The following is a 19,408-nucleotide window of genomic DNA, read 5'->3' as shown; positions in this document are numbered from 1 at the left end:
AACGTTTAACCGCTACCTTTTGAAAAACTTACTGCTGATTAAAAGGTTGGATGCTGCCCTTGTTCCAAAGCTAACAATTTGCGTTTCAACGTTAAGCCACCGCGAAACCCGCCTAGTCCGCCATCTGTGCGTAATACGCGGTGACAGGGAATCGCCATCATTAATGGATTCCGCCCGACCGCATTGCCGATTGCCTGAAAAGCACGTGGCCGATCAACTGCTACGGCAACTTGTTTGTAAGTTCGGGTTTCACCATATGGAATTGTCATCAAATAACGCCATACCGCCACTTGCAGTTTTGTGCCATGAAAGACTAACGGCACCGCGATCTCTCGACTGTCACCGCTTAAATAATCATAAATTGCATTGCGAAAAGGCAACATCTCCTCGCGATCAAATACCAGTGGCCCTTTGATATAACGCGTTGCTTCGCTTAGTTTGGCATCCGGCGATCCGACAAAAGCAAGCTTACCTTGATCGACCACAATCAAGTAATTGTGCTCAGGCATGTTTAGCCATGTATATTGCATAGAAAAATCCTTTCCACTAAAAAATCGCCCACTCAGAAAAAATATTATCGCGAATCTCGTTGCTATCAGTGATGCCAGCCTATCCACCTAATCGCTAAGCCATGACAAATATGTCTGGGATCAGTATACTGTTCAGCAAACAACGACCCATCGACCCGCAGCGTAAAACCCGACTTACACGTACCAAAAAGGAGAGACTTACTTTGGTCAAAATCCTAGTGGTTGAAGATGACCGCAACTTTAACGACCTGATTGCAACCATCTTACGGCAGAATGGTTACACTGTTCAAGGTGCCGAAAATCCACCGGCAGCCTATGATTTACTGCAATCCGAACAATTCGATCTCGTCTTATCAGACATCATGATGCCTCAGGTAGACGGTTATCAATTTGCACAAGAACTGCGCCGAACCGATCCAAGCATCCCCATCCTCTTCATAACGGCGCGAGATGATATTGCGTCCAAAGAAAAGGGTTTTAATAGCGGCATTGATGATTATATGGTTAAGCCGATTAACTTCAATGAATTGCTATTACGAATCAAAGCTTTGTTACGCCGCGCAAAAATTACGGCCGACAACTTGTTGATCGTTGGCAATCTCACTCTCAACAACGAGGCGATTACTGCACAAGTCAATCATCAAACGGTTGATGTCACAGTTCGGGAATTCCAGATCCTTTATAAATTGCTTTCATATCCTGATCACGCTTTTTCCCGAGCCGAACTTATCAACGAGTTCTGGGACCTTGCCAGTGATACCAGCATGCGCGCGGTAGATGTATACATTACAAAACTACGCGAGAAATTCAAAGCAGCAGATGGCTTTACGATCAAGACCATTCATGGATTAGGTTACAAGGCGGTGTTAACCTTATGAAATCAGTAAATGAGCAAGCCGTTCAACCACAAGTAAAGCAACACTTTTCATGGTTTCAATTCTTTGGCTCCTTCTTTACCTTGAGCATTCTAGCAGCCTTACCGGGAATACTTTATGGTAATAATTGGCATCTAGTGTTGACCCCGTTATTAGGCTGGTATCTGCTTTACTGGGCGTTGGTCGCTGCCGGCTTCTCCGCATTCACCGCCTGGCAGAAATACCGCGCTTTTGACAAGCCACTTAAAGCTTTGAGCGATGCCGCTGAACAAGTAGCAAATGGTAACTTTGATGTTTATTTACAACCGGTTCATGCACCCCAGAATTACGACTACCTAGACGCGATGTTTGCTAACTTCAATATTATGGTCGCCGAACTGGGCTCCACCGAAACCCTGCGTAGTGACTTTGTTGCCAATGTGTCACATGAGTTCAAACGACCGTTGGCAAATATTCAAGGTTATGCCCAAGCATTACAACAGTCAGGGCTTGACCGGAAAACACAGCAACTTTATTTGACCACCATTAGTGACTCGGTCGCCCATTTAGCAACGCTTGTCACGAATATTCTAAAGCTTAACAAACTACAAACCCAAGTCACGGCACCTGATTACCAAAAATTCGATCTCAGTGCGCAACTGACGCGCTGCTTACTGGATGATGCCAATGCGATTGATGCTAAACAGTTACATCTAACAATTGATTTACCCGACTCACTGCCAATTATCAGTAATCCCCAACTCCTCGAGATCGTTTGGCACAATCTCATCGGCAATGCAATTAAATTCGCACCGCCACGTGGTCACCTGTCGATTCTCGCAAAAGCTGACGATACCACGCTACGTGTCCATATTCACGACGATGGTCAGGGAATTGACGAAAATACGCAGGCACATATTTTCGACAAGTTTTACCAAGGCGATACATCACATGCAAGTGCAGGAAATGGCCTTGGGCTCGCCATTGTGGCGCAGGTTATTCGCTTGCTTAATGCAAAAATCAGTGTCCAAAGTAACCCTCACCAAGGTACTACCTTCACCGTATCTCTTCCGCAAAGTGAAAATTAACAATTCAGCAACATTTCATGAATAATTCAAAAACACGCCCTCCGTATGCTTAAACCATGAGCAGTCGTTAGCCACCCGAAATCGGCTTGGCAAACGCCTATAACAAGATATGGAGGGTTTCTCTTTATGCAAAAAAACAGTTTTATCGCCTATGAATATTTGACCCAGACGGTTTCTCCCAGTATGCAAGCCACCTATGTAGACGGTTATGCAAACTTCGGCTGGCAATTACAGGAGTCAAAAGAAGGACTGCACGGTGTCACTTTAGCATTCAAGCGCGATCGCTCCATTACCCACAAAAGCGAACTTAATCGGCTACAGAAGCAATTTGAACAACAAATGGCTCATGTTGTGCGCTTGGAAAAATCGAAACAATCAAGTGCAACCTCACTGAGCCTGTTGATCGGCATCGTTGGCACAGTATTCATGGCTGGCTCGGTTTTTGCCTGGGAGGCCGCATTGATTTTGCTATCGGTTATGTTAGCTATTCCCGGTTTTCTTGCCTGGGGAAGTGCCTATTTTGCTTACCGCTGGTGGCAGGCCCGCCGTTCGGCAAGAATTGATCCTCTGATTGATCAACAATTTGATGCCATTGCCGAGACAAGCAAGGCCGCTTTTTTACTGCTGAACTAATAATGCGCCCTCCAGATTCCTTTTTGATCGTCACACTAATATTCAGATTAGAGGCTAAAAAGAATGAAACAATCTGCACCCAAGAACCGAAATTTGATTTTTGCTGTATTATTGACAGGTACCCTGATTTCGTCTTTACTGCAAACTGCGCTGACAACCGCATTACCCGATATCATCAAGACTTTCGGCGTAACTGCTAACGCCGGCCAGTGGCTCACCAGCGGCTTTTCCTTGGCCATGGGGATTATGATTCCTGCAACGGCATTTCTGATCAAAAGAATTCCGACCAAGGCCTTGTTCATCGCCAGCATGCTCTTGTTTGCTGGCGGTTCACTGCTGGCTGCACTTGCACCAACTTTTGCCATTTTATTGGCAGGCCGAATTATTCAATCACTCGGAACCGGTATCCTGCTGTCGTTAACGCAAGTCGTCATTTTAACTATTTTCCCCGTTTCGAAACAAGGTGGCATTATGGGCATTTACGGCTTGGCTGCCAGTGCCGCCCCGATTATTGCGCCGACGATTACCGGCCTCTTAATCGATTACATGAGCTGGCGGGTCATATTCTGGGTCGGCGTCATCGTTGCCGTAGCGGATATTATTTTTGCTTTAATCGTTATCAAAGATGTCTTGCCGACCGAAAAGCTGCAATTTGACTGGCAGTCTTTCTTGCTCATCAGTATCGCCTTTACCGGTATTACCGTTGGCTTCGGTAATCTTGGTACCGCACCGTTTCTGAGTTTGGCAATTGCCGCGCCGCTAGCGATAGCAGTTGTGGCCGGGATGGCATTTATCTACCGTGCCTTGCATGTTGATCAACCATTACTTGATTTACACGTCTTTAAAGATCCGGTCTTCCGGACTGCAGTGATTCTAAGCGCGTTAATGTATGCCGTTCTCATGGCGGTTTCCACAGTTTTTCCCATCTACGCACAAACCGTCCATCACCTCTCCGCCACCATGTCTGGCCTGATCATGATGCCCGGTTCGCTTGCCATGGCAATTATGAGCCCGATCACCGGCCGATTATACGATCGTTACGGCATCCGCCCGCTTGCAATTATCGGCGTTCTGCTAGTCCTAATTAGCAGTCTCGGCACCAGCTTTTTGACGACTTCAACTTCAATCATCTATCTGACCGTTGTATGGGCCATGCGAAGTATCGGCTTATCCTGCTTAATGATGCCACTGGTCACCTGGAGTGTCACCCAGCTAACCGGCAAAGCTATTGCCTCGGCATCTGCCGTTTTGACCACCTTACGAACCGTTGCTGGAGCAGTCGGGACATCGGTTAGCGTAGCGTTAATGTCGTTTATCGCCAATCGCGGTGCAGCACAGCAAACTGTGGTGGCATCGGTTGGTGGCGTGAATGCTACTTTTATTAGTATGTCGATCATCGTCGTCTTGATGCTGATCATCATTCTAAAAAGTGTTAAATCTTCTAAAACGCCAGAAGTGGTTGTCGCTGAAGACCAAAAACATTAGTTAATTGGAGGGTTACCATGCAGCGATTACGCCGGTTGTTTCATCGTCATGCCAGTACCCCGGCGGATCGAACCGCACTCATGGGAACTTTGGCTGCGGGTATTAATTTTATTCTTGCACTCGTCAAGTTGGGATTGGGTCTGGTCACCGGTTCTTTATGGCTATTATTGTTTGGCGGCTATTACCTCATCTTATCGCTTGCTCGCTCAAGTTTTCTACACCACTATTCGCGATCTCGTCAATATGATGAGCTACCTGAAACCAAGGTATTTGTTCAAACCGCTGGCCTCGCTTATGTTGTTTTAGGACTGGCCTTTACGATCTGTGCATTCATCATGTATCACGATGGCTATCAGGCACGGTTTGGTAAAATAACCGCCATTACAGTTGCAACCATTGGCTTTTACAAGCTTACCATGGCAATCATCGGCTTCTTACGAGTCCGGCGGCTTCACCATGGCGCGTTATTTTTCCTAAAAACATTTAATCTGGCAGATGGCGCCATGGCCATTGTCTTGACGCAATATGCGTTGTTGTCAGCTCAACAGGAAATGGCGAATCAGGTAACCGGCATTTTCGGAATGGGCGTTGGCAGCTTACTGGTTTTGATCGGTTTGGGAGCATTGATCAGTACCAGATTCACTGATCAAACGCATGATTGATTATCACAATCATGCTGGGTATCACTTAACCGTAAAGCATACAAATAAACAGGTATTGACGGTTGCGCAATGCATCGCCAATACCTGTTTTAGTTTGGTTATTTGTTTGGTTCAGGGTTGCAGTTTATCTCTTGAAAGCAGGAAATAGGATTGCTACAAGCAGACTACCTAACGCAACTAGCCCACCAACAATGTGTTTAGACTGAAGACTATTCGCTCTTTTTTTCACAACAAAAACCTCTTTCTATCTCAAACGGCGACAACTACCCAACGATCTGCCGGGATTATTAAGTATTTAGAACAACTTCATACACCAATACATTGAAACCCACATGCCAGCTTCGAAGATCACGGCGGCTATTATGGTAAAAAGTCCCGTCAACAGCATCGTGACCACGCGTCTTCTTTGCTTCATTCTGAATGTCTCCCTTAATTGGTGGAACCTAGACGAAACCATTTCTTGCCTGCATAAATCACAACAAACGCAAGCACAATACCCCCAACAATTGCCGGTACAATTTGGCTACCAAACAACTGCGGACCTTCATACAGCAACTGATCAGCAGCCTGAGCACCTAAAGCGCCAAAAGTGATGCCAAGCGTGTTCGTGACGATGCCGCGGGTTTTCGTCGCTGGCCTGTTAATGCGATTAGCGACTATTGCGACAACAATCCCCCCTACAATCCCGATCATCATATTCAATCCAGTGGCGATAGTCGTTCACCTCCATTTCTCATTGGTTATCACTAAATATGCCAAGCCATTGTTTATAAGTTGCTAATGAAATGTTGCTATGATGTTAATTTGAAACTTTGGATGGCAGCTGGTCCGACTCGCTCAAATTTGGTAAATATCAGCGCCTAACCGTATTAGCCACGGATGTTAATTTTTGCTACAATTCAACGCGTCCTGATAGCGGTTGCGCCTTGATTGTGCTACACTTTAGTTTCTATCAAACTCGGATAATACGCGGAGGTACTATCACATGAAAATTGTCGTTTTAGCAGGCGGCCGGAGCACGGAACGCAATGTGTCGATTTCCAGCGGCTACCGGATCACGAACGCCTTGCGACAAAAAGGGCAACAGGCCACCTTCATTGACCTGTTTCTTGGCTACGACCTTGAGGGAAAAACGGTTGACCAAGTGTTTGACGATGCCAACACCAGTAAGGATCTGAAAATTTCAGATGCCATTCTGACTGACGCCGACATCAACAAGTTACGGACAGACGGCAGCACGCAACTGTTTGGTCCTAACGTTTTGGCGATCTGCAAGGCTGCAGATATTGTGTTCTTGGCACTGCATGGTGGTGATGGCGAAAATGGTAAGGTTCAGGCAACGTTGGATCTGAACAACGTCAAATATACCGGTTCCGGTCCGCTGGCTTCCGGCATTACCATGAACAAGGTCTTCAGCAAAGAAGTTATGTTATACCACGGCATCCAGACTGCGGCGTTCAAAGAATTCAAACGCAATCAAAATGGTAAACATACGGTACCGTTTGACTTTCCGGTTGTCGTTAAGCCTACATCAGGCGGCTCTAGTGTTGGCACGCACATTGCGCACAATCAAGAGGAACTGGAAAATGGCATTGCAGATGTTTTCCGGTTCGATAACAGCGCGATTGTCGAAGAATTCACCCCTGGCCGCGAATTTTCTTTAGGCGTTGTCAATGGCCGGGCGTTTTCTGCCATTGAGATTAAAGTGCATTCCGGTTGGTACGACTTCAAGCACAAATTCCAAGCGGGCTACACCGACTTCATCACGCCGCCTAAGAATCTGGATGAATCAGTTCATCAAGCAATGAAGGATGTCTCGTTACAAACCATGGACGTTTTGGGATTGCAAAACTATGGGCGGATTGACTTCTTTGCCAACGATAAGGGCGTCTGGGTGATCGAAGCCAACAACCTGCCTGGCATGACACCACTTTCGCTCTTACCACAGGAAGCCGAAGCAGATGGCGTAGAATATGGCGATCTCGTTATGGACATTATCAACGGTAAACTGAAACTTTACGCAGAAGGCATGACGGAAGCCGGCATTATGACCACAGCCAATCACTAGAACAAGTAAACGAAAAGCGTTGCGACTGTCAGCTTTCATCTGACAATTGCAACGCTTTTTCTATGTAGGTGTGTGGTCAGGGCGGTTATGGCACGAAGATCCGTTACCCACATAAAAGAAATATGATGCCTAATGCCAACATTGTGACTTAGGGAACTCAATGGTATCGCCGACCTCCACCGGTTCCGTAATCAGTAGGCTCAGGCACGGCTGATTGTTACTATGATGCGGATGGCGGGCCTTTTCAAGCGCACACACCTTGCCGACTGTTGCGCCATTCAGCCGAACGGGATCACCGGCTCGAATGCGCTCAATCGGCGGAGCAATCGTAATTACAGTACCGCGGCCGGCAATGGTTGCAGCAGTTTGAATGGTGTACATGGCTCAATCCTCCATTAAATCCTGGCAAAAATGGTCAATTTACTTTTTTAAAATCAGTTCATTCAATCCTCTATTCGATCGTACCAGCTTACCGGCTTGGAAAACAAGCAACTGGTTCACAGTTTGAATATCGGCATCGGTCAGAAGCACGGCAAGCTTTCAAAAAATGATACAAGACAAAGGTTAGTTTAAACGATACACTAAAAAGAAAGCTATCCACGAAAATCAATTTTTCACACTAGAAAGTAGGGATACCCTTGAAAAAACCACAGACTTTAAAACCGCATGATCAAGTCGCTATTGTCAGTCTCAGTGCCGGCACACTTGGCGAGGCGTTTGCTGCCCATCAACGAAAACTTGGCATTAAGCGTTTGGAGGATATGGGGCTGACACCTCGGTTTATGCCAAATGCTTTACGCGGACGCGATTATTTAAACGCACACCCGGAAGCCAGAGCCGCAGATTTAAAAACAGCGATGACCGATCCCGACATTAAGGGCATCATTTGTGCCATCGGTGGCGATGATACTTACCGCATTGTTCCTTACCTACTTGACGATCCGACATTTATCAAGTCTGTTCAAACCCAGCCTAAAATTTTTACCGGCTTTTCCGACACCACCATTGACCATCTCATGTTTTATCAGCTAGGCATGACCACTTTTTACGGACCGAACTTCTTGAACGACTTGGCTGAGCTGGATACGCACTTATTGCCATATACTGCTGCCAGCTTCCGGCACTATTTCGAGAATCCGGCAACGACTGCCATCACTTCCAGTCCAACTTGGTACGAAGAGCGGATCGACTTTTCCGCGGATCAATTAGGGGTGCCGCGGAAAGCGCATCCGGAGCAGCATGGCTATTTAGCGCTGCGTGGGCATGGTCAGGTTACCGGAACATTGCTAGGCGGCTGTTTGGATAGCCTTCACGACTTGCTCTACCCGGTGCGTTACGACGATGAGCCGCAAGTTGCCAAAAAGTATCACCTCTTCCCGCAAGATTGGACTGACAAGATTCTCTTCATCGAGACTTCAGAAGATAAAATTTCACCTGCCACCTATCGTGAGTACCTAGGGCATCTGGCTGATCACGGTGTCTTGCAACAAGTGAAGGCCATCTTAGTGGGTAAGCCTCAAAACGAAACCTATTTTGCGGATTATCAGCAGGTGCTCTTGGATGTCACGCAACCTTATCAAACGCCCATTCTCTACAACTTAAACTTCGGCCACGCTTATCCCCGCACCCTTTTGCCATATGGTTTGCAGGCAACCATCGACTTTGATCACCGCCAGCTAACCGTTGACGAGCCTTACTTTAGCAACCCTCTGTAAATTTCGTATCGGCAGCTTAAATGTTACGTACAGGTACCGTAAATCCGGCCATTTTCTGTAAACTATGTGCTATTTTCAAAGTACATGGGAGGGAAAAGATATGGACCAAACGCAAAAATTAAACGCTCCGATCCGCAAACATATTTTTCTGATTGTTGCTGGTATCTTACTTTTATTGTTGGCTGCAGCTGCTGGCTTTGATTGGCAGATTTCTCAAACGATCGGTAACATGAACGATCCGTTTGCCACCCTTTTTCAAGACGTTGGCCTCTGGACTGCGCCACTGATTATTATGTTGAGTTGTAATGTTGTTTGTCACTATGCGCTGCGATCATCGCAACTCGCATGGTACATTCGCGGCTTGATGGTGATCGGTAGTGTCATCTATGCCGGCTGGGAACTGTGGGCTGGTTATCTGAAATACGCGATGACGATGGTGATCACTTCAATCAACGACATCAACGCCGGCAAGCCAATGGGAATGGCCAATTCTGATGGCAGCAAGCTGGCTCTTCCGGGTGGGCTAAGCGTCATCTTGTTCCTAGTGCTCTACGTTGCTGTGTTTGCTGGCAGTCAATACTGGCTTTCACGTAAAAGCGACGAACAGCTTCATTACTTATTAAAAGTGGCGGTAGTTGCCACTTTGGTTTGCATCATGTCCGACCAAATTGTGAACGCCATGAAAACCTTCTGGGGTCGTTTCCGCCCTTACGAATTAAATGGTAACCCGGCTCACTTCACCAGCTGGTTCCAGCCAAATGGTGCTAACGGTCACATGAGTTTTCCGTCCGGCCATACCCAAACCGCGGCGACCATCCTCACGTTGACTTGGTTCGTTGATCGTGACCAGCCGAAGCGTCAACGGTTAGTCTTCTGGCTCACTTTCGCTTACGGTGCTTTGATGGCTTATACGCGGGTCCGGATTCTCGCGCATTTCACCGGTGATGTGACCATGAGTCTGATTCTCACCTGGTCAATGATCTTGATTCTGGGTGCGGTGGCGCAATTGCCATTGGTTGACTGGGAAGCGTTGACAATGCGTTCAAAATCAAAGAAGCTTGATACAGAGCCGGCCGCTTGAAGTTTACTTTATCAGCGTCGGTGGGTGAAACTTAGTGATATGTTTAACCGCAGCCGTTTTTGAGATGGCTGCGGTTTTTTGGTGTTGTGACATTGTGGGTGGAGACTGGAATGCGTTCTATTTGGGAGCTTTGTTTGCCTTTGCGTTCTATAACGCGCTCCCCGGCGCAGAAGTCTGCGTGTAAGGACCTCAGGCGCAATTGCCAAAGCCCGGCCATCACGCCTGAGGTCCTTACACTCCGACTTCTAACCGCGCCGGCTCGCGCTCATAAAAAAATGGCGAGCCGCTTCGACCTTCTGAACGCATACGCGCCGATCGTTACGAACTCACCGTGGTTTGGCACCGAATGGAGTATAGCATGAAATGTGCGGTGATCACAAGCATGATGATTTACTTGTCAAACATTATGGTGATTAGTGCAAGAACAGAAACTGCTAACAAATCGCCATTTATTTTAATTTTTTGCTTTGGTCATCGGTTTTCACCAGCCACCGAATGCAAAATTCCCCGGGTAATAGTCCTGTCTCGAATAACGCGCGCTGCGGATCTTCTCCTTGCCTTGCTGTTTCTGACCTCCTCTGCCACAATCAAACCAAGCGAGGTGGTTATCTTGAACTTTTCAAAACAGCTTCAGCAGATTCGCATCGCACACAGCATGACGCAAGCTGACTTGGCACAACAATTACACGTTTCGCGGCACACGGTATCTAACTGGGAAAATGAACGCAACTTACCGGACTTAGAAACAGTGACTCAAATTGCCCGGATCTTTTCGGTGTCGCTTGATACCCTGATCCTCGACGATTCTGAGTTAAACGAAAAACTTATTAAGGATAGTAAAGTGAGCCGACATCAGCTCGTTATGGCTGTTTTGACAACTGCTGATGCCATGATGGCTGGTATGGCGGCAACGACTATGTTTGGCTTTTTCCCGCGATGGCTTGCAGAGCTCATATGGTGGGTATTCGTTGCTGTCCAATTTAGTTTCAGCTATGCGATAACGCCAAAATCGGTGGATATTTTTGCCGACTGGTCTGTTAGAAGTCGCCGTTTCATGGGTGTCGGTTTCTCTGCACTAGGATTGCTCAATTTACTAACAGGACTCGTCCTCGTCTGGTTTAACGGCATAGACCTTCAATTAATCTTGATCATCATCGCCGGCGCAGGCTTGCTTATCCTAACAAAGCCCATCTGGCCAAAACGCCAGCCTGCAAAATGACTGCGCAAACTTTTCACTTTCGGTAGACCTTTTCCGTCGTCCATTCACCATCCATCTTCTCGAGTGTCACGACGACCTCCTTAGACGGATGGTAATGCTGCTCAATCCGATTTCGCGGGATCACTAGAGCGGCTGTAAAATTCTTGGATGGATTTATGAATCCCATTTGAGTATAGCCGCGATCCTTTAACCGAAAACGATAACCGCTTAAAGCCGCCTGTTCGCCGATCTGTATTGGTCCGGAATAACGATAAACTAAGCCGTCTAACTTAAAGTAGCGCGCATTGTCATCACGCCCAAGATAGACCACTGATGCTATAACTCGGTGACGCGTATACATGGGTAAGCTTGTAAGCGCCGGGTAATCATTTAATGCCCGATACCCTTTAACTTCACTTTCCGGGACGGAGACATAAGTAAATAGAGCCGCTTTCTTAGTGCGGATCTGCGGTGTGATTTTTGCGGCCCATTGATTAAATTGGTAATTAGCCGCATTGTCCCTTTCGCAACCAGCTGTAAACCGTCAAACTCATGCAAATAAGGATAGCAGGTACGATAATCCGCCGCTTCCAGGGATTGGGTACATAAAAAGAAACGAGTAGGAGGCAGAAGATAATGAATAAAATGACAATAATCGCAACAATCAGCCACCCGTTATTCCATTGCTCCGCTGTTTGCCATTGTTTAACAGTAAATACACCAGCTATCATGGCACACCTCCAATCACGCTAGCCTAACCGTCAGCAAGAACTTGCCTTGGATTCTACACGCGAATGGGCGGAATGAAAAGTCTCCGATTACTATTTATATTCAGTCTCTAGAAAACAAAAACGACCGTCTGATCTCCAGACGATCGCTCCTATTATCTTTTTCCATGCCACTTTGATCAACCCTACTTATCGCGGCGATTGGCCACCTGATTCAGGCTGAACGTAATATGTTTCTTGCGGTGGATGATTTCTTCCTGCCGTCCGTGGACCATTGGCCGCTTGTTGGGATTTCCAAGGTAACCGCAGAGCCGCTTGACGACATCGCAGGTAGCCGGGTCGTGGTTGCCGCATTCCGGGCATTCATATCCCTTGGCTGTCGCTGTGAACTCGCCTTTAAAACCGCATTTGAAGCATTGATCAATCGGGGTGTTGGTGCCAAGATAACCGATTTTATCGTATGCATAGTCCCACACCGCTTCCAGTGCCTTAGGATTTTGCTTCAGGTTCGGGTATTCGCAATAGTGGATGAAGCCACCGGCACTGTATTGCGGATAGTCCTTTTCAAAGTCGAGCTTTTCAAATGGTGTGGGTGACTTGCGGACGTCATAGTGGAAACTGTTGGTGTAGTATTCCTTGTCGGTGATGTCCTTGACGATGCCGAACTTCTTAGTGTCTTCGCGGCAGAAGGTGTCAGTCAGTGATTCGCTTGGAGTGCCGTAAACCGAGAAGTGATAGCCGTATTGTTTCTCCCAGGCCTTGCAATGATCATCCAGCGCCTTCACAATCGAAACGGAAAAGGCCTTGGCATCAGGATTCTTCTCCCATGCGGAGCCATAGAAAACCGTTCCGACCTCATACAGACCGATGTAGCCAAGTGATACGGTGGCGCGACCATTTTTGAAAAGATCGTCAATGCTATCGGTATCGGCTAAGCGGTGGCCAAATGCACCATACTTGTAAAGAATCGGGGCACTTTCCGGCGTGGCTTGTTTGGTTCGTTCAATCTTGTAAAGCAAACCTTCCTTGCAGATGCGCATCCGTTCTTCAAAAATCTTCCAAAACTTATCTTTATCGCCTTTGGACTCCATAGCAATCCGCGGTAGGTTAACCGTAATAACGCCGAGATTCATGCGCCCGGCATTGACTTCCTTACCTGTTTTCGGATCAGTCCAGCCTTGCAGGAAACTGCGACAACCCATCGGCGCTTTGAAAGAGCCAGTCAGCCGCTTGATTGTGTCATAGGAAACCACATCAGGATACATCCGCTTGGTGGCGCACTCAATCGCCAACTGTTTGATGTCGTAGTTCGGGTCTTCCGAATTAAGGTTCAAGCCGCGTTTTAACGTGAAGACAAGTTTCGGGAAAATCGCTGTCCGGCGTTCCTTGCCCAGACCCAGAATTCGGATTTTCAAAATATCCTTTTGAATTTCACGTTCAATCCAGCTAGTGCCAAGACCAAAGCCCACGGTCACAAACGGGGTCTGTCCTTGCGTTGAATAAAGGGTGTTAACCTGATATTCCAGCGTTTGCAAGGCATCATAAATATCCTTCTTAGTCTGCTTCACTGCCAACGCTTTGAGGGTGGTGGGATCATCAATCACATCGCCGAATTCACGCAAATGCTTCTGGTAATTTTTCTCGGCAAACGGCGCTAGCACCTGATCTGTCCGGTCACTGGAACAGCCACCATATTGACTGGAGGCCACGTTGGCAATGATTTGTGTCATCTGGGTCACCGCCACCTGAATCGAGTGGGCCGGCTCAACCTCGGCGTTCCCAATGGAGAAGCCGTGATTCAACATATAGTCAAAATCAATCAGGCAACAGTTGGTTTCCGCCATGAACGGGGTATAGTCAAGATCATGCCAATGAATGTCGCCACGCAAATGCGCATTGGCAACGGCTGGCGGCAACATTTTCAAGCCAATCGCTTTAGCCACCGCACCGGCTGTCAAATCACGTTGGGTCGAGAACACCCGACTATCCTTGTTAGCATTCTCGTTGACGACGCTCTTATCGCGATTGACCAGTCGCGCAACATTGTAATTAACGTCTTGCTTCTGTTTGCGCGCTAAATCACGCTTCAGCCGATATTGCGTGTAGGCTTCTGCCCAGTCGTACTTTTCGGCGGCAATGAGTGTCTGCTCGACAACCGTTTGAATTTCGGCAATCTCAACATCATCATGATACCGATCGCGAATCTTAGCCGTAACCGTATCCGTCAAGTGGTCAATGGTTAACACATCGCGCGGTGACAGTTTCGCCACACTTTCTGCCGCTTTGGTTATCGCGGTGCTGATCTTGGTCGCATCAAAATCAACGATCCGCCCATCCCGTTTCTTGATTTGTGTATAAAATTCGATCATGGCTAGTCCTCCTGTACCCTTACTTGCAAAACTTGTAACAATGTATTTAGTATACAAGATTCAGAAGCAAAAGTAACGGAATATCTACCAAATTTTGTGGTTTGTTAAAATAAGCATACACTATATAGTGGTTTTACATCATTTGATTGTTTGCGATTTGTTTTTAAAATAACACCATTTTAGCAGCGAGTTATAACCTCCGCGCATGTTAGCCATTCATTCCTTAGCCATAAAAATAGCTGCTTACCGAGAAAACACTTCTTCACTAAGCAGCTTGTCCTTTTTTAAAGTCGCTTTAGATTCAAGACCTTGATTGCGGCGAAAAATAAGCCACCGCCGATCACCAAGGCCACCACCATTGCAGGCCAGAGTTTAGCAAAATCAGCTGCATCTACCAGAATTTTCATGTTGTCGCTGATCAAACTGATCGGATTCAGATTGTGTCCTTTTTTAATCATCTGGGCCACGTACAGCAACGCCACGATGATCACCGTGAACAACAGGCCACCGTACTGATTAGTTGCCAGCGTCGAACCGAACACAATGAGACTCAAAAAGAAAAACCCGAAGATTACCAGTGGCAGTACTGCTAATAACACATGGGGGCTGTGTGTATCGGGGAAATAATAAGCGGTATAAGCCCAGGTCACCGCAAATGCAAGGCCGATACACCAAAGCCACTGCAATAGGCCAACCACGGATTTGGCAACAATCACCGACCAGCGGGGCAATCCTTTTGTCACCAGATTGATAAGCGTCCCTTGTTGAATCTCCTGACTGACACAGCCGCCCAGCATCAGTGCAAAGACATAAATGCCCATCTGCGTGAGGTTCTTATAATACTGGGTCCAGGAATCTAAGGAAGTCGGCGTCGGTACGGTCACCTTCACGCCACCTAGTCCACTTTTTAATAACTCCGGCAACAATTTTGCCATCAACGGGCTTAGAATGCCGAAAATCAGAAAGACAACCGTCAAAATCAAAAAGCGGTGCGTGCGCCAACTTTCGATCAGTTCCTTCTTGGTAAAAACCATCGCGGCAGTCATTTGATCACCTCCATGAAAACCTGCTCAAGATTCGCTTCCCGCCGTCTAAAGCTGCTGGGTACTAGTTGCGCGGTCAACAACGCCGTCAAAACCCGATCAGCCGTTGCAGCGTAACTTTCCGAGTAAGCAACTGTTACCTCAGATCCACTTGTCCTCACCTGTTTTACGTAACCGTCATGTTGCTGCGATGCTAACAAAGCCGCTGCTTGTTGTGCTCGCGATGGCGTTTCAAACGTTAACTGCAATTGAGGTTTGGCGTATTGTTTTTTTAAGTCGGCCAGCGAGGCACTCACTTGTAGCCGCCCTTGATGCAAAATGCCGACGTGATCACAAATACGTTCCACATCGCTTAAAATATGCGTGGAAAATAAGATCGTTGTCTGTCCGCGCAAACTTGCCAGTAGCGCTAGAAATTCCGTGCGCCCTTGCGGATCAAGGGCGCTAGTCGGCTCATCACAAATCAGCAACTGTGGTGTATTGAGCAGCGCCTGCGCAATACCCAGCCGCTGCCGCATCCCCCGTGAAAAACCGCCAACCCGCTGCTTAACACCCGCCAAACTTACCCGATCCAACATCGAAGACACACGCTTAGTTAACACCGCCCCGCGCAACCCGGTCAGTTCACCGCATAAGCGTAAATACTCCGGCGCCGTCATATAAGGATAAAATGCGGGCACATCCGGTAAATAACCAGTGACGCTATTGGTTGTCGTGTCACCAAAACGAACTGGTTTGCCTGCGACTTCAATCTTCCCCTGATCCGCGCGCACCAAGCCTAAAATGAGCTTCATCGTGGTCGTTTTGCCTGCACCATTTTCACCGACAAAGCCGTAAATAGACCCAGTCGGTAAGGTTAGATTAAGATCCTTAAGCACCTGTTTGCTTCCGAAACGCTTGCTAACATGCTGCAATGTCAAAATGGTCACGACTGATCCTCCCGTCCAAAGACAAAATAAGCAATGGGCCCAATGATCTGAATGAAGATCACAATCACCAGCCATAGTGTACGGTTGCCGATCCGATAATGCGGATGTCTCAACACATGAACCACGGCCGTAATCATTAAGCCAAACTCCAAAATGATTAACGGGACTAAAAACGGCCAATACGTACCAAAAAACGCCCAATTTGTTTGCATTCTAAATCCTCCATGATGTGTCCACCGAAAATGGCTTCGATAAACGCGTTATTTTTGTGTCTTAAGTTGTTCTAATTCCCGTAGCAAAGGTCGAATCCCAGGCCGCTGTCGTAAAGCTGCCAGTGTTGGACTTTCCAAGATAAAAGTAATCACTTGTTGCTTAGCATGACTCGTAGCTCGCGGCATTTGCGGGCCTAAGTCCAACTGATTCAGCCAGGGGTCAATAGCATCAAAATACGCATCGCCATGCAGTGTCCAGGTTAACTCGCCTGTCATCAGAGCCCGCACAAAGCGGCGTAATACTGCTTCGGCATTGTCTGCTTGCACTTGCTGGGCAAAGCTCGTTAACGCAGCCAGCTGAAAGTTCGCCCAAACCGCCGTATTCAGGTGCACCAAATCAAACGCCGCGGCAATGGCTTGGCCGCGCTGATACGTTTTCTTCAACCTCTGGGGATCGTCACCAAGCAACGTCATATAATTCGTCAGCTGACTCATCATGATACTCAAGTCCTGCATCAACCCACTCTGACTCGTCGCAATGGCCCGTTTCAAATCGCCTTTTTGTTGAAACGCTCCGGCAATTAAACTATCTGCCGGTAATTGTTCAGGGACATATTCGCCCAACAACGCCAATACCTCATCAGGCCGTTTGAGTAATAGCAGGCTATAACCTTCCAACTCAACGGCTTTAGCAGTCAACCGCAGATCGCCACTGTTTTGGTGCACACGGACGAATAATTGCTGTGCTTCAGTCACATAAGTTTTCATTTTGGCTGTTTGTGATTCACCAGGTAACAAGTCATAGTTATTCAACAGCAGCAGCCCCATTTGCAAAAGGAACGGATAACACGAATAATAACGACGAATTAAATTACGAATGGACGTCAACACCCGAGCAGGCGGCTGAGTTTCAAATGCCTGCTTCAGTGACGTATAAATACGCCTGATTTCACTTGGCTGCAATTGAGCATCATATGCCATCAATTGATCGATGCTAACATCAAAATAAGCAGCAAGAATTGGCAGCAGCGTAATGTCAGGGTAACTTTGGCCAGTCTCCCACTTTGATACCGAGGCTTTGGAGACCCCGACAAAATCAGCCAACGCCTCTTGTGTCACGCCCTTTTGCTTCCGAAAGGCACTGATGACAGCACCGACATTAATTTCCATTCGGCTTCCTCTTTTCTGTTTCTATAATAATTGTAATGGTCGCATTGGGTTATGTATATCGAGCTTGGGTAAACTTACGGGTATCAAAATCAACTGCTGCGATACAATGATTCTCAATATCTTGTTTATGCGCAAAAATGACTTTGTATATAAGCGTTAATGTAACGCATATATACAAAGTCATTTACTCATTTCCTGGCGCGACAAAGGGTGAACTGTCCACAACATTTTATTCGCTTTCTTGCGGTTTTGATTTTAGACTAAAATGAACGAAAAAAAGGATCATGACAATCGCGAACATTGAAACCATCACTAGCATCGGAATGGTTCCATATACTTGAATCAACATACCGATTAACGGATTGAGCAGCATCGTCACCAAACTAGTAGCAAATGAAAGGCCTGAGATTAAAGTTGCCCGCGCAGAGTCTTTCACCCACAGATTCAACATTTCCAGAACAATCGGATCTAGAATATCCACTGTTATGTACAACAAGCAAACACCTGCAGAGAAGAAATAAATACTTGCTTGCATCTGAAGGATCACCCCCAGCCCTAAAATACCGGCTACGATAAGCGCCAATGTTTTAGAACTGACCTTGGTAAGCCGATAAGCCTGAGCTGCCACCAATCCGCCCACAAAACTAAAGAGCATAAATATCAGTCCATTTGCAGAGGAAGAAAAGCCGAGTTTGGAAAAATACGCCGGCAACATCGCAAAAATGGCATTTACCATTGCAGATATCAAAGCCGTAAAGATAAATAAGGACAGAACATTGGTCGATGCTTTAATTTCCGCAAAAACGGTGAGGATATTCTTAACTTGACTAGGTTCCTTAACTTTTTCAATTGTTGCAGTGACACGTTTATCTTCCCGCACAGAAAAGATAACCAGACCCGCAACTGCCACCATTAACGACTGAAAAAAATACGGTAACACGCGATTAATTGCATATAAAACGCCGCCTAAAAAAGTTGCCGCGCCTACAACAATGGCCCCGATAAACTGTGCCTCACCACGAATCTTTGCGTACTGTTTGGCCAGACCGTCTCTGCGAATGGCTTCAAAGAAAAGCGCCTCATCCGCCCCACTAAGCAAAGCGTTACCCACGCCTTCCAATAAAAAAGCACCTAACAAGGTCGTAAACATAAAATTGTGACCTACCAAACTGGCCGATATCATGACCATAGGCGAAATTGTCAGTAAAACCAAGCCCCAAATAATAACCGCTTTTTTTCGAAAAAGATCGCCTAAAACACCACTCGGCAATTCCGATGCAAACTGCGATAACAAAAATACCGACTGCAAAAGTCCGAATTGTACTAAATTGAATTTTAGAAATTGGACAACAAAGATGATATTGATGATTCTGGTAAATCTAAGTTGCGTGAAGACTGTATACCAATAGTACTTATATCTATTACTTATGGGCCGCCCAAACATATAACACCTCCATAACACCTTTAAGTTTCGAACGCTTTCATTTTAAATTTCGTTCGGTCAAATCCCTAGTCTACAAATGAAAAGAGACGCTGGCTCGCCAATGCTTAAGTCGGACGTATTAGCTGTCATGAGTGCTACCATTTAGCAAACTGCCCGAGCGCAGGGATTTAATGATGGTATCATTTGCTTCTAATAATGT

At 46.7% G+C, this 19,408-nt stretch carries 18 protein-coding genes and 1 pseudogene; 9 read left to right on the top strand and 10 right to left on the bottom strand.

The annotated features are described in order from the left end of the window. Positions 1 to 38 precede the first annotated feature (38 nt). On the bottom strand, positions 39 to 530 hold the full coding sequence (locus EL173_RS00820; protein ID WP_014571032.1) for a methylated-DNA--[protein]-cysteine S-methyltransferase: 492 nt from the start codon (positions 528 to 530) through the stop codon (positions 39 to 41). Between the two features lie 203 nt (positions 531 to 733). Here EL173_RS00820 and EL173_RS00815 point away from each other — a divergent pair, with 203 nt between their 5' ends. From EL173_RS00815 to EL173_RS00795, 5 genes are all read left to right on the top strand, one after another. Further along, the gene (locus EL173_RS00815; RefSeq protein WP_005687407.1) at positions 734 to 1,408 is read left to right on the top strand and encodes a response regulator transcription factor; all 675 of its coding nucleotides are present in this window, start codon (positions 734 to 736) and stop codon (positions 1,406 to 1,408) included. Continuing rightward, complete coding sequence (locus EL173_RS00810; RefSeq protein ID WP_005690180.1) at positions 1,405 to 2,472, top strand: HAMP domain-containing sensor histidine kinase; 1,068 nt, start codon at positions 1,405 to 1,407, stop codon at positions 2,470 to 2,472. Before EL173_RS00815 ends, EL173_RS00810 begins: the two co-directional genes overlap by 4 nt. Positions 2,473 to 2,598: 126 nt before the next feature. Continuing rightward, positions 2,599 to 3,105 (top strand): hypothetical protein, encoded by a 507-nt coding sequence (locus tag EL173_RS00805; RefSeq protein ID WP_005710980.1) that lies wholly within the window; start codon positions 2,599 to 2,601, stop codon positions 3,103 to 3,105. A 63-nt stretch (positions 3,106 to 3,168) separates the two neighbouring features. Further along, a complete protein-coding gene (locus tag EL173_RS00800; RefSeq protein WP_005690182.1) occupies positions 3,169 to 4,590 on the top strand; it encodes a DHA2 family efflux MFS transporter permease subunit in 1,422 nt (473 codons plus the stop codon). 17 nt (positions 4,591 to 4,607) lie between these two features. Beyond that, entirely contained in the window at positions 4,608 to 5,252 is a 645-nt protein-coding gene (locus tag EL173_RS00795) for a hypothetical protein (protein ID WP_014571031.1), read from the top strand. Between the two features lie 429 nt (positions 5,253 to 5,681). Here the strand turns inward: EL173_RS00795 and EL173_RS00790 are convergent, their stop codons facing one another. Then, entirely contained in the window at positions 5,682 to 5,948 is a 267-nt protein-coding gene (locus tag EL173_RS00790; RefSeq protein ID WP_005690184.1) for a hypothetical protein, read from the bottom strand. A gap of 289 nt (positions 5,949 to 6,237) precedes the next feature. Here EL173_RS00790 and EL173_RS00785 point away from each other — a divergent pair, with 289 nt between their 5' ends. Next, positions 6,238 to 7,320 (top strand): D-alanine--D-alanine ligase family protein, encoded by a 1,083-nt coding sequence (locus EL173_RS00785; RefSeq protein ID WP_005690186.1) that lies wholly within the window; start codon positions 6,238 to 6,240, stop codon positions 7,318 to 7,320. 129 nt (positions 7,321 to 7,449) lie between these two features. Here the strand turns inward: EL173_RS00785 and EL173_RS00780 are convergent, their stop codons facing one another. Beyond that, positions 7,450 to 7,701, bottom strand: a complete 252-nt coding sequence (locus tag EL173_RS00780) for a hypothetical protein (RefSeq protein ID WP_005690188.1) — start codon at positions 7,699 to 7,701, stop codon at positions 7,450 to 7,452. A 257-nt stretch (positions 7,702 to 7,958) separates the two neighbouring features. Here EL173_RS00780 and EL173_RS00775 point away from each other — a divergent pair, with 257 nt between their 5' ends. The 3 genes from EL173_RS00775 to EL173_RS00755 all read left to right on the top strand — a co-directional run bounded on the left by EL173_RS00775 (position 7,959) and on the right by EL173_RS00755 (position 11,335). Beyond that, a complete protein-coding gene (locus EL173_RS00775; RefSeq protein ID WP_005690190.1) occupies positions 7,959 to 9,035 on the top strand; it encodes a S66 family peptidase in 1,077 nt (358 codons plus the stop codon). Between the two features lie 100 nt (positions 9,036 to 9,135). Then, positions 9,136 to 10,116: a phosphatase PAP2 family protein gene (locus EL173_RS00770; RefSeq protein ID WP_014571029.1), complete on the top strand. Its 981-nt coding sequence runs from the start codon at positions 9,136 to 9,138 to the stop codon at positions 10,114 to 10,116. Between the two features lie 610 nt (positions 10,117 to 10,726). Next, on the top strand, positions 10,727 to 11,335 hold the full coding sequence (locus tag EL173_RS00755) for a helix-turn-helix transcriptional regulator (protein ID WP_014571028.1): 609 nt from the start codon (positions 10,727 to 10,729) through the stop codon (positions 11,333 to 11,335). A gap of 13 nt (positions 11,336 to 11,348) precedes the next feature. Here the strand turns inward: EL173_RS00755 and EL173_RS15370 are convergent. The 7 genes and pseudogenes from EL173_RS15370 to EL173_RS00720 form a co-directional block, all read right to left on the bottom strand. Next, a pseudogene (locus EL173_RS15370) lies at positions 11,349 to 12,045 on the bottom strand (hypothetical protein). A gap of 182 nt (positions 12,046 to 12,227) precedes the next feature. Then, on the bottom strand, positions 12,228 to 14,411 hold the full coding sequence (nrdD, locus tag EL173_RS00745; RefSeq protein WP_005690201.1) for an anaerobic ribonucleoside-triphosphate reductase: 2,184 nt from the start codon (positions 14,409 to 14,411) through the stop codon (positions 12,228 to 12,230). 284 nt (positions 14,412 to 14,695) lie between these two features. Beyond that, positions 14,696 to 15,457, bottom strand: a complete 762-nt coding sequence (locus tag EL173_RS00740) for an ABC transporter permease (RefSeq protein ID WP_005690203.1) — start codon at positions 15,455 to 15,457, stop codon at positions 14,696 to 14,698. Then, complete coding sequence (locus tag EL173_RS00735; protein ID WP_005690205.1) at positions 15,454 to 16,383, bottom strand: ABC transporter ATP-binding protein; 930 nt, start codon at positions 16,381 to 16,383, stop codon at positions 15,454 to 15,456. Before EL173_RS00735 ends, EL173_RS00740 begins: the two co-directional genes overlap by 4 nt. Continuing rightward, positions 16,380 to 16,595, bottom strand: a complete 216-nt coding sequence (locus tag EL173_RS00730) for a PLDc N-terminal domain-containing protein (RefSeq protein ID WP_005690207.1) — start codon at positions 16,593 to 16,595, stop codon at positions 16,380 to 16,382. Before EL173_RS00730 ends, EL173_RS00735 begins: the two co-directional genes overlap by 4 nt. A 48-nt stretch (positions 16,596 to 16,643) precedes the next feature. After that, complete coding sequence (locus EL173_RS00725) at positions 16,644 to 17,765, bottom strand: helix-turn-helix domain-containing protein (protein ID WP_005690209.1); 1,122 nt, start codon at positions 17,763 to 17,765, stop codon at positions 16,644 to 16,646. Between the two features lie 229 nt (positions 17,766 to 17,994). Then, positions 17,995 to 19,209: an MFS transporter gene (locus EL173_RS00720; RefSeq protein WP_005690211.1), complete on the bottom strand. Its 1,215-nt coding sequence runs from the start codon at positions 19,207 to 19,209 to the stop codon at positions 17,995 to 17,997. Positions 19,210 to 19,408 lie beyond the last annotated feature (199 nt).

Source organism: Lacticaseibacillus rhamnosus (assembly GCF_900636965.1).
Lineage (GTDB): Bacteria > Bacillota > Bacilli > Lactobacillales > Lactobacillaceae > Lacticaseibacillus > Lacticaseibacillus rhamnosus.
The sequence above is the reverse complement of the archived record's forward strand: the minus strand, read 5'-3'. Positions and strand labels throughout refer to the sequence as shown.